11 protein-coding genes and 1 pseudogene are annotated in these 12,213 nt (G+C 63.9%); 5 read left to right on the top strand and 7 right to left on the bottom strand.

Annotated elements, in window-relative coordinates:
* Positions 1-316 precede the first annotated feature (316 nt).
* From cyoD to P6U28_RS06160, 4 genes are read right to left on the bottom strand one after another with little or no spacing between them, the layout of a single operon-like run.
* Positions 317-703 (bottom strand): cytochrome o ubiquinol oxidase subunit IV, encoded by a 387-nt coding sequence (cyoD, locus tag P6U28_RS06175; RefSeq protein ID WP_122404424.1) that lies wholly within the window; start codon positions 701-703, stop codon positions 317-319.
* A complete protein-coding gene (locus tag P6U28_RS06170; RefSeq protein ID WP_122404425.1) occupies positions 700-1,341 on the bottom strand; it encodes a cytochrome (ubi)quinol oxidase subunit III in 642 nt (213 codons plus the stop codon). Before P6U28_RS06170 ends, cyoD begins: the two co-directional genes overlap by 4 nt.
* Positions 1,341-3,341, bottom strand: a complete 2,001-nt coding sequence (gene cyoB / locus P6U28_RS06165) for a cytochrome o ubiquinol oxidase subunit I (RefSeq protein WP_209294616.1) — start codon at positions 3,339-3,341, stop codon at positions 1,341-1,343. Before cyoB ends, P6U28_RS06170 begins: the two co-directional genes overlap by 1 nt.
* Positions 3,331-4,164 carry a cytochrome ubiquinol oxidase subunit II gene (locus P6U28_RS06160; RefSeq protein WP_122404426.1) on the bottom strand — a complete coding sequence of 278 codons (834 nt, stop codon included), beginning with the start codon at positions 4,162-4,164 and terminating at the stop codon, positions 3,331-3,333. The genes cyoB and P6U28_RS06160 overlap by 11 nt, the downstream gene beginning before the upstream one ends.
* Before the next feature lie 242 nt (positions 4,165-4,406).
* On the opposite strand from P6U28_RS06160, the gene P6U28_RS06155 reads away from it, so the two are divergent.
* On the top strand, positions 4,407-5,207 hold the full coding sequence (locus tag P6U28_RS06155; protein ID WP_122404427.1) for an SDR family NAD(P)-dependent oxidoreductase: 801 nt from the start codon (positions 4,407-4,409) through the stop codon (positions 5,205-5,207).
* Positions 5,208-5,257: 50 nt separating this feature from the next.
* Here P6U28_RS06155 and P6U28_RS06150 read toward each other — a convergent pair whose 3' ends face one another.
* Complete coding sequence (locus tag P6U28_RS06150) at positions 5,258-6,595, bottom strand: PQQ-dependent sugar dehydrogenase (RefSeq protein ID WP_407121949.1); 1,338 nt, start codon at positions 6,593-6,595, stop codon at positions 5,258-5,260.
* Between the two features lie 230 nt (positions 6,596-6,825).
* Between P6U28_RS06150 and P6U28_RS06145 the strand changes: the two genes are divergently transcribed.
* From P6U28_RS06145 to P6U28_RS06135, 3 genes and pseudogenes are all read left to right on the top strand, one after another.
* Entirely contained in the window at positions 6,826-8,016 is a 1,191-nt protein-coding gene (locus P6U28_RS06145; protein WP_122404429.1) for a urate hydroxylase PuuD, read from the top strand.
* A gap of 144 nt (positions 8,017-8,160) precedes the next feature.
* Positions 8,161-9,018 carry a VOC family protein gene (locus tag P6U28_RS06140; protein ID WP_122404430.1) on the top strand — a complete coding sequence of 286 codons (858 nt, stop codon included), beginning with the start codon at positions 8,161-8,163 and terminating at the stop codon, positions 9,016-9,018.
* Positions 9,019-9,027: 9 nt separating this feature from the next.
* Positions 9,028-9,180: pseudogene (locus tag P6U28_RS06135) on the top strand (transglycosylase SLT domain-containing protein); the annotation flags it as partial.
* Between the two features lie 82 nt (positions 9,181-9,262).
* Here the strand turns inward: P6U28_RS06135 and P6U28_RS06130 are convergent.
* Positions 9,263-10,330, bottom strand: a complete 1,068-nt coding sequence (locus tag P6U28_RS06130; protein ID WP_122404431.1) for a DUF1236 domain-containing protein — start codon at positions 10,328-10,330, stop codon at positions 9,263-9,265.
* Positions 10,331-10,429: 99 nt separating this feature from the next.
* Here P6U28_RS06130 and P6U28_RS06125 point away from each other — a divergent pair, with 99 nt between their 5' ends.
* Entirely contained in the window at positions 10,430-10,891 is a 462-nt protein-coding gene (locus P6U28_RS06125; protein WP_122404432.1) for an NUDIX domain-containing protein, read from the top strand.
* A gap of 35 nt (positions 10,892-10,926) precedes the next feature.
* Here the strand turns inward: P6U28_RS06125 and P6U28_RS06120 are convergent, their stop codons facing one another.
* Positions 10,927-11,910: a tripartite tricarboxylate transporter substrate binding protein gene (locus tag P6U28_RS06120; protein ID WP_122404433.1), complete on the bottom strand. Its 984-nt coding sequence runs from the start codon at positions 11,908-11,910 to the stop codon at positions 10,927-10,929.
* Positions 11,911-12,213 lie beyond the last annotated feature (303 nt).

Raw genomic sequence — 12,213 nt, 5'->3', positions numbered from 1 at the left:
CACGCATCCGTGAGTGGTAGTCCGAGACCGTATTGATCCGGAATTGAACTTCATCGGCAGTTGCTGCACTTATAAGTGTACGCAAAGCCTTGCGCGAGCGTTTCCTCGGCAGCAATCCGGCTTGGGCCCGATTGCCTTGCTCGGGCGTTTCCTCCCTAGACTTGGGCCGCTTGTCACCGCAAGCGGCTCTTCTTTTTTGTGCGTCGCTCCAAACCGAACCTGTCATGCCCGGGCTTGTCCCGGCCATGCCGATGCAGAAACGTCAGCGTTCAAAAAAGATGTTCTGGTGACGCCCCGCTACGATTGTTCGGTGCCATCACTGCATCCGCATGATCTGATCCATCGGCGGCATGTTCGCATTCAGATGCGACATGATCCAGACCGTACCGCCCACCACCAGGAAGACGATCAGCAGTCCGAAGGCAAGCGCCAGCACGTTGTTGGTGTTGTCGGGGCCGGTGGTGATGTGCAGGAAGAACACGAGGTGCACGCCCATCTGCGCGATCGCGAGCACGATCAGCGCGACGGGAATCGAGGGTTGCCAGACCAGGTCCGTGCCGGCGATGAAGAACGACGTCGCCGTCAGCAGCAGCGCCAGACCCAGACCGACGACATAGCCCAGGATCCGCTCGCCGACACTGTGTTGCTCTTCCTCGCCCGGAGCGAGATCGTGGTGAGCGGTCAGATGCGTCTCGTCGCTCATGGCGCACTCCCGAGCAGGTAAACGACGGAAAACACCGCGACCCAGATGATGTCGAGCGCGTGCCAGAACAACGCAAAGCACATCATCCGCCGCAAGATGTCGGCGCGAAAGCCCTTTGCGAACACCTGGGCCATCATGGTGAGGAGCCACAAGATGCCGGCAGAAACATGCAGGCCGTGGCACCCGACCAGCGAGAAGAACGCGGTCAGGAACGCACTGCGCGACGGGCCGTAGCCACGGGCGACAAGGTCGGCGAATTCGCGGAACTCGATGGCCAGGAATATGAGGCCGAGCACGCAGGTCACGGCCATGCCGAGATAGAACCAGAACCGGTTGCGCACGTCGGCGGCAATGCTGGCCATGCCGCAAGTGAAGCTCGACAGCAACAGGCAGACCGTCTCGATCGCGACGTTCCGCTGCTCGAAGATCTCGGAGCCCCTCGGGCCGCCCGCGGTCTGGCCGGACAGCACGGCGTAGGCTGCGAAGAAGCAGGAGAACATCACGATGTCGGAGAGCAGGAATATCCAGAAACCATAGGCAGTCACGATCCGCTTCGGCGCGGGCCCGGGATGCTCGATGACGCGCCCGATGTGATGGGGATCGGCATGGACATGGTCGGCGGTCGCGGTCATCGCCATCAGACTGACCCCGCCATGCTGACGAGGCTGCGCCGCTCCTCGATATTGACGCGGTCGATGCGGGCGACCTCCTCGGCCGGGATCACGTATTCGTCATGGTCGCGCCAGGCGAACACGACGAAGGTCGCGAATGCGCCGATACCCCCCAGGATCACCATCCACCAGATGTGCCAGATCAGCGCGAAGCCCATGATGGTGGCGAAGAACGCGCAGACGAAGCCGGTCGGAGAATTGCGCGGCATCTCGATATCCTCATATTCGCGCTCTTCGTGCGCGAACGATTGCTGCCGGGCATGGGCCTTCATCTCCCAATAGGCGTCCTCGCCGCGCACATCGGGATTGAAGGCGAAATTGAACACCGGCGGCGGCGACGACGTCGCCCATTCCAGCGAGCGCCCGTCCCAGGGATCGCCGGTGCGATCTCGCAGCGCCTCGCGGTCGCGAATGCTGACCACGAGCTGCATGATCTGGCAGATCACGCCGATCGTCAGCACGGCCATGCCGAACGCGGCGATGATCATCCAGGGCCGCCAGGCCGCGACGTCATAGTGCTGCATGCGCCTCGTCATACCGAGCATGCCGACGATGTAGAGCGGCATGAAGGTGACGTAGAAGCCGAGAAAGGTGAACCAGAACGCGGCCTTGCCCCAGCGCTCGTCGAGGCGGAAACCGAACGCCTTCGGAAACCAATATTCGAAACCGGCGAAGGCGCCGAACAGCACGCCGCCGATGATGACGTTGTGGAAGTGGGCGACCAGGAACATGCTGTTGTGGAGCATGAAATCGGCCGGCGGCACCGCGACCAGGACGCCGGTCAAGCCGCCGATGATGAAGGTGACCATGAAGCCGACCGACCACAACATCGGCGTCGCAAAGCGGATGCGGCCGCCATACATCGTGAACAGCCAGTTGTAGATCTTCACGCCAGTCGGCACCGCGATGATCATGCTGGCGATGCCGAAGATGGCGTTGACGTCGGGCCCCGCCCCCATCGTGAAGAAATGATGCAGCCAGACCATGAAGGAGATGACGCAGATCGCCATTGTCGCCAGCACCATGGAGCGGTAGCCGAACAGCGCCTTGCCGGAGAAGGTCGAGACCACCTCGGAGAAGATGCCGAAGGCGGGCAGCACCAGGATGTAGACCTCGGGATGGCCCCAGGCCCAGATCAGGTTCATGAACATCATGACGTTGCCGCCGGCCTCGTTGGTGAAGAAGTGGAAGCCGAGATAGCGGTCGAGCAGCAGCATCGCGAGCGTGGCCGTGAGGATCGGAAAGGCCGCGACGATCAGAAGATTCGAGGCAAGCGTGGTCCAGCAGAACATCGGCATGCGCAGATAGTTCATGCCCCTGGTGCGCAGCTTCAGCACCGTCGTGACGAGATTGATGCCGGCCACCAGCGTGCCGACGCCGGAGATCTGCAGCGACCAGGCGTAATAGTCGACGCCGACGCCGGGCGAGTAGGACAATTCCGACAGCGGCGGAAAGGCTAGCCAGCCGGTGCGTGCGAACTCGCCGACCACGAGCGAGACGTTGACCAGCAGCGCGCCGGTCGCGGTCAGCCAGAAGCCGACCGAATTCAGCGTCGGAAACGCCACGTCGCGCACGCCGAGCTGGAGCGGCACGATCAGGTTCATCAGCCCGATAACGAACGGCATCGCCACGAAGAAGATCATGATGGTGCCGTGCGCGGAAAAGATCTGGTTGTAGTGCTCCGGCGGCAGATAGCCCTGCGACTGGTAGGCGACCGCCTGCTGGATCCGCATCATGACGGCGTCGCTGCCGCCGCGCAGCAGCATCACGGACGCCAGCAGGATGTACATGACGCCGATCCGCTTGTGATCGACGCTGGTGATCCATTCGCGCCAGAGATAGGGCAGATGTCCCTTCACCACGACCCACGCCAAGACGCAGAGGATCGCGACCAGCACCACCGCGCCGGCGACGAGCGGGATCGGCTGATCGAACGGAATGGCCGACCAATCGAGCTTACCGAGCATCATGGCCTCCGCTGTGCGACCGGCCTGCTTCGGATGCGAGCTCTGGCCCAGGTCCCGGCGGAATATGCAGGGTCGAGATCAGGTCGAACAGCTGGGGATCGTCCAGGCGGTAGACGGGCCGGCCCTTCTCGATGCCCTGCTGCATCAGCCTCTTGTAGCTGTCTGCGTTCAGCACCGCATCCGTCTTCGCGGTGGCCGCCACCCACTCCGGAAAGGCGAGCGGCGAGATCACGTTGACGTCGAACATCATGTCGGGAAAACCGTCGCCGGAAAAATGCGCCGACATTCCCTGAAGCTTGCCTTCATTGTCGGCGCGCAGGTTCAGCTTCGTCACCATGCCGTTCATGGTGTAGATCATGCTGCCGAGCTGCGGGATGAAGAACGTGTTCATCACGCTCGAGGATGTCAGCTGGAAGTTCAGCTCGGCGCCGGCGGGCACCGTCAACGTGTTGACGGTGGCGATGCGCTGGTCCGGATAGATGAAGAGCCACTTCCAGTCGAGCGACACGGCGTGGATCCGCACCGGGCTGCCGGTGCCAGGCACCGGCGCAGCCGGATCGAGCTGGTGCGAGCCGATCCAGGCGACGCCGCCGAGCAGGATCACGGTCAATGCAGGGATCGACCACACCACCATTTCGACGCGGCCGGAATAGACGAACTCAGGCTGGTAACGCGCCTTGGGATTCGAGGCGCGAAACCAGAACGCAAAAGCCAGGATCGCGAAAATGGTCGGCACCACGATCACGAGCATGATGAAGACGGAATCGACCAAAATGGTGCTGTTGGCCGCAGCCACGGGTCCTTGCGGATCGAGCAGATTCATCGGCAAGCCACTGGCGGTTGGGAAGCCCCGGGACTGAGCCTAACGCGGAAAAGTTCCGGCAGCAAACGCACTGGCCTCAGAACGGTTCCTGGACGACCGGGGTCAGCCACGCGCGATGCGCCGGCCGCAACATGCAATTCCATGTGATGTCAATGACATGAACGCAGACGCACGCCCTTCTCTCCGATCGGCGCGATTGCTAACCTGCACGAAAATAATCGAGAAGCTTGGGAGCGAGCCGGATGCGCTTGAAGGACAAGGTTGCGATCGTCGTCGGGGCCGGGCAAAGCTCCGGCGAGGGCATGGGCAATGGCCGCGCCACGGCGCTGACTTTCGCGCGCGAGGGTGCGAAGGTGTTGTGCGTCGACCACCATCTGGAGTCGGCGCAGGAGACGGTGGACATGATCACCGCGCAACACGGCACGGCCGCGGCCTTCAAGGCCGACGTGACCAAAGCTGTCGACATCAAGGCGATGGTGGCCGACGCGCAATCGCGCTGGGGCCGGATCGACGTGCTGCACAACAATGTCGGCGTCAGTCTCGCCGGTGGCGATGCCGAGCTGCTGCAGCTGACCGAGGAGGCGTTCGACCGCGTCGTCGCAATCAATCTGAAGAGCTGCATCCTTGCGGCGAAAGAGGTGATCCCGATCATGCGCGCGCAGAGAAGCGGCGCCATCATCAACATCTCGTCGATGGCGGCGATCACGACCTACCCTTACGTCGCCTACAAGGCGACCAAGTCGGCGATGATCGCCTTCACCGAACAGCTCGCCTACCAGAACGCCGAATACGGCATCCGCGCCAACGTCATCCTGCCTGGCCTGATGAACACGCCGATGGCTGTCGATACCCGCGCCCGCGAATGGCACAAGACCCGCGCCGAGGTCGAAGCCGAACGCGACAGCAAGGTGCCGCTACGCAGGAAGATGGGCACCGGATGGGACGTCGCCAACGCCGCGCTGTTCCTGGCAAGCGACGAGGCGAACTTCATTACGGGTGTGACACTGCCGGTGGATGGCGGCGCGAGCGTGAGACGGGGGTAGGTTTTTCTTCACACTCTCCCCGCTTGCGCGGAGAGGCGAAGAGAACTCGCTCATCGCGAATGCGTCACCCGCCAGATCGTGCCGTTGCCATCCTCCAAGATCAGCAGCGAACCGTCCTTGGCCGTGGCAACGCCGACCGGCCTGCCCCACACTTCGGTATCGCTCACGACGAACCCGGTGACGAAATCCTCGTACTCGCCCGTCGGCTTGCCATCCTTCATCTTGATGCGGATGACCTTGTAGCCGGTGCGCTTCGACCTGTTCCAGGAGCCGTGCTCGGCGGCGAAGGCGTCGCCCTGGTATTCCGATGGAAACAGAGTGCCCTGGTAGAAGGTCATGCCGAGCGAGGCCGAGTGCGGCTGGATCAGCACATCAGGCACCGTCACCTTGTCCTTGAGATCCGGACGTGCGCCGGCATGGCGGGGGTCCTCGTTGCCGCCGATATAGAACCACGGCCAGCCGTAGAAGCCACCCTCCTTCACGCTGGTCACGTAATCGGGCACGAGATCGTCGCCGAGGCCGTCGCGCTCGTTGGTCGAGCACCAGGGCAAGCCGGTCTGCGGCTGGATTGCTAGGCCGACGCAGTTACGCAGGCCGGTGGCGTAGATCTTGCGCTCCTTGCCGTCGGGATTGAAGGCCAACACCGCGGCACGCTCGAGCTCGCTGGCCCACGTTGCGCCGAGTGGCTGCGTCTTCGACCACGCCTCCAATCCGCCCGGCGGCGTGCCCATGCCCTCGGCGACGTTGCTGAGCGAGCCGACGGAGACAAGCATGCGCTTGTTGTCGGGCGTGAAGACGATATCGCGGGTGGAGTGGCCGCCATCATGCGGCAGGCTCGCCACAATCGTCTCCGCCTTGCCGCGCGGCTTGAGATCACCGGTCTGATACGGAAAGCGGACGACGCTATCGGTGTTGGCGACATAGACCCATTGCGGATGGTCGCCGTTCGGAAAGAAGGCAATCCCGAACGGTTGCCGCAGGCCGCTGGCAAACACCTCATTGGTCGCGACCTTGCCACCCTCTCCAGCGCGAAGCACGCGGATGGTGCCCGCCCGCGTCTCCGCGACGAAGACATCGCCGTTCGGCGCAACCCGCACGATGCGCGGCGCGCGCAGGCCTTCGGCGAACAGCTCGACCTTGAAGCCGGCCGGCACCTGGAGCGCCGCCTCGGGCGGACGCGGCACCACGCGTGACGAGCTCGCAACCGACCGCGTGGCGCCGGGCCTGACCAGATCCTGCGGCCTGATCAGCCTGACCGTGCCGGGCTTGTCGGCCCGCCAATCGCCATAGGCGTCCTTGCCCTGCAACACCGGCTCGGCCTGCGCGCCGAGCGCGACTGCAACCAGCAGCCCTGCGAGCACCGTCACGAACGATATCCTGTGGCTCACGTCGTCTATTCCCCGCCTTTCCCGCACGTCAACGCCGATCACCGGCAATGGCCTGCAGCAGGTCTGACGCCTGCCGAATCGCACGTCAGTTCATGCCCGCACGATGTGCATCAGCCACGGCCCATCATACTGGAAAATGCAGTTGATCGGTGCGACACATTGTAAGGGCGGCGACGGCCGGTTGCGGTCATCAAGGCTGCGGCACCGATGTCGCGACTGATGGGAAGATCATGTGGGGATCCGTCATATCGGAATGGGCGAGCCTGCTGCTGCGCTGGCTGCACGTGGTGGCTGCGATCGCCTGGATCGGCAGTTCCTTCTATTTCATCGCCCTCGATCTCAGCCTCAAGCCCAGAAGCGAGCTGCCTGACGGCGTGCAGGGCGAAGCCTGGCAGGTCCATGGCGGCGGCTTCTACCGGATCATGAAATATCTGGTGGCCCCTCACCAGATGCCGGACGAGCTGACCTGGTTCAAATGGGAAGCCTACACCACCTGGCTGTCCGGCTTCGCGCTGATGGTGGTGGTGTACTATCTCGAGGCCGATCTGTTCCTGGTCGACAAGTCGATTCTCGACCTCACGCCATTCCAGGCCGGCCTGTTCAGCTTCTGCAGCCTGGCGCTGGCGTGGCTGCTCTATGAGGCCGCCTGTCGCACCGGGCTTGCGCAACGCGAGCTGCCCTTCGCCATCGGCGGCTATCTGTTCCTGGTCGCGCTCACTTACGCCTTCACCCATGTGCTGAGCGGACGTGGCGCCTTCAACCAGATCGGCGCGATCATCGGCACCATCATGGTCGCCAATGTCTTCGCGCTGATCATCCCGAATCAGAAGAAGATCGTTGCCAGCCTCATCGCGGGCCAGGCGCCCGATCCAAAGCTCGGCATGGCCAGCAAGGAACGCTCGGTCCACAACAACTACCTGACGCTCCCCGTGGTCGTGCTGATGATCAGCAACCACTATCCCCTGCTCTACGCAACGCGCTTCAACTGGATCATCGTTGCGATCATCCTGGCGCTGGGGCCGGTGATCCGCCACTTCTTCAACGAGCGCCATGCCGGGCGCAAATCGCCGTGGTGGGTGTGGGGCGTGACGGCGGCCGGCGTGATCGCGATCCTCTTCCTCTCCGCCGCCGGTCCGCGCGAGGTGAAGACGGGCGCACTATCGACGCCGCCGACGCTCGCCAATGTCGAGGAGATCGTGATGTCCCGTTGCAGCATGTGCCACGCGGCCGAGCCGGTCTGGGCCGGCATCGTCACCGCCCCGAAAGGCATCCTGCTCGACGCACCCGAGCACATTCAGCGCAACATCCGCCTGATCGGGCGTGTGGCCGCCTGGTCGAGTGCCATGCCGCCCGGCAACATCACCGAGATGACCAGCGAAGAGCGCGCAGTCCTCGCCGCCTACATCGAGCAGGCCCGCTGACGTGCGTCGCGCGAGGGTGCCCTGCGCGGAAATGAAATTCCGCAACTGCCGCTGAATTGAAAATGACTCGGCCGCGTATCCGGCGTAGACATGACCGGCAGCCGCCGGCGCGGCCCAAAGTCAGTTTGCAATCGGGGAAGAACAGTGGCCCTCAAGAACATCATCGGTATCGACCACGCCGTGGTCATGGTGAAGGACCTCGACAAGGCTGCCGACAATTATCGGCAACTCGGCTTCACCGTGTCGCCGCGCGGCACCCACAGCGTCCATATGGGCACGGGCAACTACACCATCATGTTCGACCCCGACTATATGGAGCTGCTCGGCGTGCTAGCTGCGACCGAGCTCAACGCCCCGGCGCGCGCCTTCCTCGACAAGCGCGGCGAAGGTATCGAGCGTATCGCCTTCACCGCAATCGATTCCGCCGCCGGCGCTGCGGAGATCCGTGCACGGGGCCTGGAGGCGATCGGCCCGACCGATTTCGAACGGCCGGTGACGTTGCCAAACGGCACGGTCTCGGCGGCAAAATTCCGCACCTTCATGTGGCCGACCGCCGAAGCACCGGGCGGCGTGCGCATCTTCGCCTGCGAGCACAAGACCCGCGAGACGGTGTGGATTCCCGAATTGATGACCCACGCCAATGCGGCCAGGCGGATCAAGCAGACGCTGATAGCAACGCCAGAGCCGGCCAAGGATGCCGCTCACCTCGCACGTCTGATCGACCGCGAGCCAAAGACCGAGACGGACGGCGCGGTCACGGTGCCCTCCGGCGGCGAGCGCGCCGACTTCGTCTATCTGACGCTGGACCAGCTCGCCAAGCGCTATCCCGGCGTGCCGCTCGCAGGTCTCTCCGAGCGCGGCGGCGCCGCGCTGGTGCTGGTTAGCGCCGATCTCGCGGCGACCGAAAAAGCGCTCGGTTCGGCAGCCGTGCGGAGCGGAGCTGCAATCTGCGTGCCGCCGGCCAAGGCCAACGGCACACTGCTCGCCTTCGTTGCCGGCTGAGAGTTCGCCGATCGCCTATGTCACGCGCTTCGTGAAGCCGCCGAGGCCAGCAGCATTCCGGTGTCGTTCTTCGCGCACCTGCTCTGGCAGGAGAGCCGCTTTCGTTGCAACGAAGTCAGCCCGGCGGGCGCGCCGGGCGTCGCGCAATTCATGCCGGAAACGCCGTTCGCTTCGCCGCTCGAGAACGCTCCGCGAGCTGATGCGGAGATGGAGAAGCCGCTCGATGGAGCGGCTTCCGATGGGCTTAGTCGATCTCCTCGATCACGCGACGCTCGCTGGGCTCGATGACATAGGTCCGGGTGTCGCGATGGATGTAGCGATACTCCCGCAGGTCAGGCGCCTCCCGATAGACCGTGCTCGGGAATTCCTCGACCTCGACAGTGTCCGGGATGCGGTCACCGACATGGATCTCCGTGCGCGCAGTGCTGCCGGTGGTCCGCGCCTCGCCCCGTCCTTCGGTGCGAGTCTTCGCGTGCTTGCGGATCACTTCGCGATCGCGATCCGAAAACTTGCTGGCGCTACGCTCGCGCGTGGTCGTCGTCGTTGTTGCCGTGGACTGCCCCGAATACGGCAGCACCGTCACGATCTTGTAGGTCGCCGGATCGACCACGACGATCTGATCCTTCACCAGCGCAAAGCTGTAGCCGCGATATTGCGGCACGATCTCGACGACGTCGGGCGGCAATGTCGAGAGGTGCACGTCGCGCGGCACCACGGTGCCGACATTGAGCGCGAAATTGACGTTGGTCAGCGGTTGCACGTTCAGGCGCGAGATCGACGCGCTGATCTTGGTCTCCTGCTGCTTGTTGAGGTTGACGTCGGTCTGGGCGGCCGCCTGTGAATTGGTGCTCGAACGCTCGCCCTGCGCCTGATTGCTGGCTGGCGCATTCGGCGCCTGCTGGGCCTGGTTGGTTCCAGATGCAGCGGGAGCCTGCTGGGCCTGGTTCGTGTTCGCCGGCGGCGGGTTGGCGCTCTGCTGCGTCGCAGGTTGGTTGCCGGGTGCATTGGAGCTTGCCGTACCGCTCTGCGACGGAGCGGTCGGGCTTGGGTTGTTGGCGGCATTGGAGGAGCCGGGAGATGGTGTGTTGCTCTGCGCATTCTGGGCCGACGTTCCCGACGTCGATGGTTGCTGCGGTTGCGATGTGGTCTGCTGCCTATCGGCCGCGCCCGACGGCGAGGCGGTGGATGGCGCGGTGGAATTTGACTGTGATTGCGGCGACTGCTGAGACGTCGTGTTCGTGCCTGGCGATTGCGCAAAAGCGGCATTCGCCAGCACCAGCCCCAAGGCCGTGGTTGCCAGCAGGCGGATCATGATTCACTCCCTTTGATCAAAATGAACGTTGGCTACTAACCCACGTTAGGACGCTCTGTTCCAGTTAAGAGGCTGCCCCCAACCTGCACGGAACCTGCAATGCCATCGAAGAGTGCCGGGATCATCGCCTATCGGAAACGCGGGAAAGTCGAGGTGCTCCTCGTTCATCCCGGAGGGCCGTTCTGGCGTAACAAGGATCTCGGCGCATGGTCGATCCCGAAGGGCGAGTACGCGGACGGAGAAGACGCAGAGATTGCCGCGCGACGGGAGTTTGCCGAGGAACTTGGACTTCAGCTGTCCGTGCCGCTGATCGCGCTTGGCCAGGTCAGGCAGCGCGGCGGCAAGCTCGTCACCGCCTTCGCGGCCGAGCTGGACATCGACGTGCGCGGCATTCGCAGCAACACGTTCGAGATGGAATGGCCGCCGCGCAGCGGCAAGCGGCAGGCCTTTCCGGAAGTCGACCGCGCGCAATGGTTCACGCTGGAAGGGGCGCGGGAGAAGATCAACGCCGGACAACGTCCGCTGCTCGATCGGCTGGAGCAGCTGACCGGCGGCGAATAGGCGCGGCGTACTTGCCTGCGCTCGCCGATCGCGCCCTACTCCGCCTTGATGTTCGCCGCCGCCACCACCTCGGCAAGCTCCTTGGTCTCCTTCGCGATCTTCGCGGCATAGTCAGCCTGGCTGAGCACGCGGACGACCCCTTGCGAGCCGAGCTTCTCCTCGACCGCCGGATCCTTGGCAGCGGCGACGATCTCCCGGTGCAGCATCTCCGTGATCGGCGCGGGCGTCGCTTTCGGCATGAAGAAGCCGACCCAGAACGAGATGTCGAAGCCGGGATAACCGGCTTCCGCGACGGTGGGCACATCGGGTAGCGCCGGCAGCCGCTCGGCCGACGACACTGCCAGCGCGCGCAGCTTGCCGGCCTTGACCAGCGGCACGGCCGAGAGCGGATCGAACACCGCCAGGACCTCTTGCGCGAGAATGCCCATCTCGGCGGCCGAGCCGCCGCGATAGGGCACGTGGATCAGCTTGATGCCGGCCTTCTGGCTGAGCAGTTCCATGGCGAGATGGGCGAGATTGCCGTTGCCGCCGGAGCCGTAAGCAAGCGCACCGGGCGCGGCCTTTGCCGCAGCGACGAGATCGGCCACCGATTTGACGTTCGCCGTCTTGGGGTTCTCGGGATTGACGACGAGGACGAGCGGCGCCGACACGACAGTGGTGAGCGGCGCGAAATCCTTTTCCGGATCGTAGCGGATCTCCTTGAACAGCGTCTTGTTGAGCGTGATCGTCGACGAGTTGCAGGCGAGCATGGTGTAGCCGTCCGCATCCGCACGCGCGACGCCTTCGGCGGCGATCATACCGTTGGCGCCGGCGCGGTTCTCGACCACGAAGGGCTGGCCGAGCTTGTTGCCGAGGCGATCGCCGATGATGCGCGCAACGACGTCGACCGGTCCCCCCGCGCTGAAGCCGACCACCACCTTGACCGGCCGCACCGGATATTTCTGCGCGAGGGCATCTGTCGCCAGCACTGCTGCGCATAATCCGGCGATGACTGCCAGCAGGCGGGCCGTTCGTTGCATTCGTTCTCTCCCGGACTTCTTGGCGCCGCTTGTGCGTGTTTGTCGATGCGACGCGTTCATGATTAGCGGACGCGCCGGATTTCGCAATCGCGGTTGGCCGCCGGCATTCCGCCGCACGGCACGTGCACGCCGCTTCCAAACAAAAAATGCGAAAACAACCCCATGCACAGTAGCCGGCCCCTGTCGGAACAAGGACTTGCGCAGGGCGAGAAAATTTTCGGATTTACGAAATCCATTTTGACTCGTCGGGCAAAACAGTGGCATGATGGCATCATCGCAAAAATCGTGAGCATCCCGGCCTGC

Origin of the sequence: Bradyrhizobium sp. STM 3561, from assembly GCF_045571455.1 — a bacterium.
Lineage (GTDB): Bacteria > Pseudomonadota > Alphaproteobacteria > Rhizobiales > Xanthobacteraceae > Bradyrhizobium > Bradyrhizobium vignae.
The sequence above is the reverse complement of the archived record's forward strand: the minus strand, read 5'-3'. Positions and strand labels throughout refer to the sequence as shown.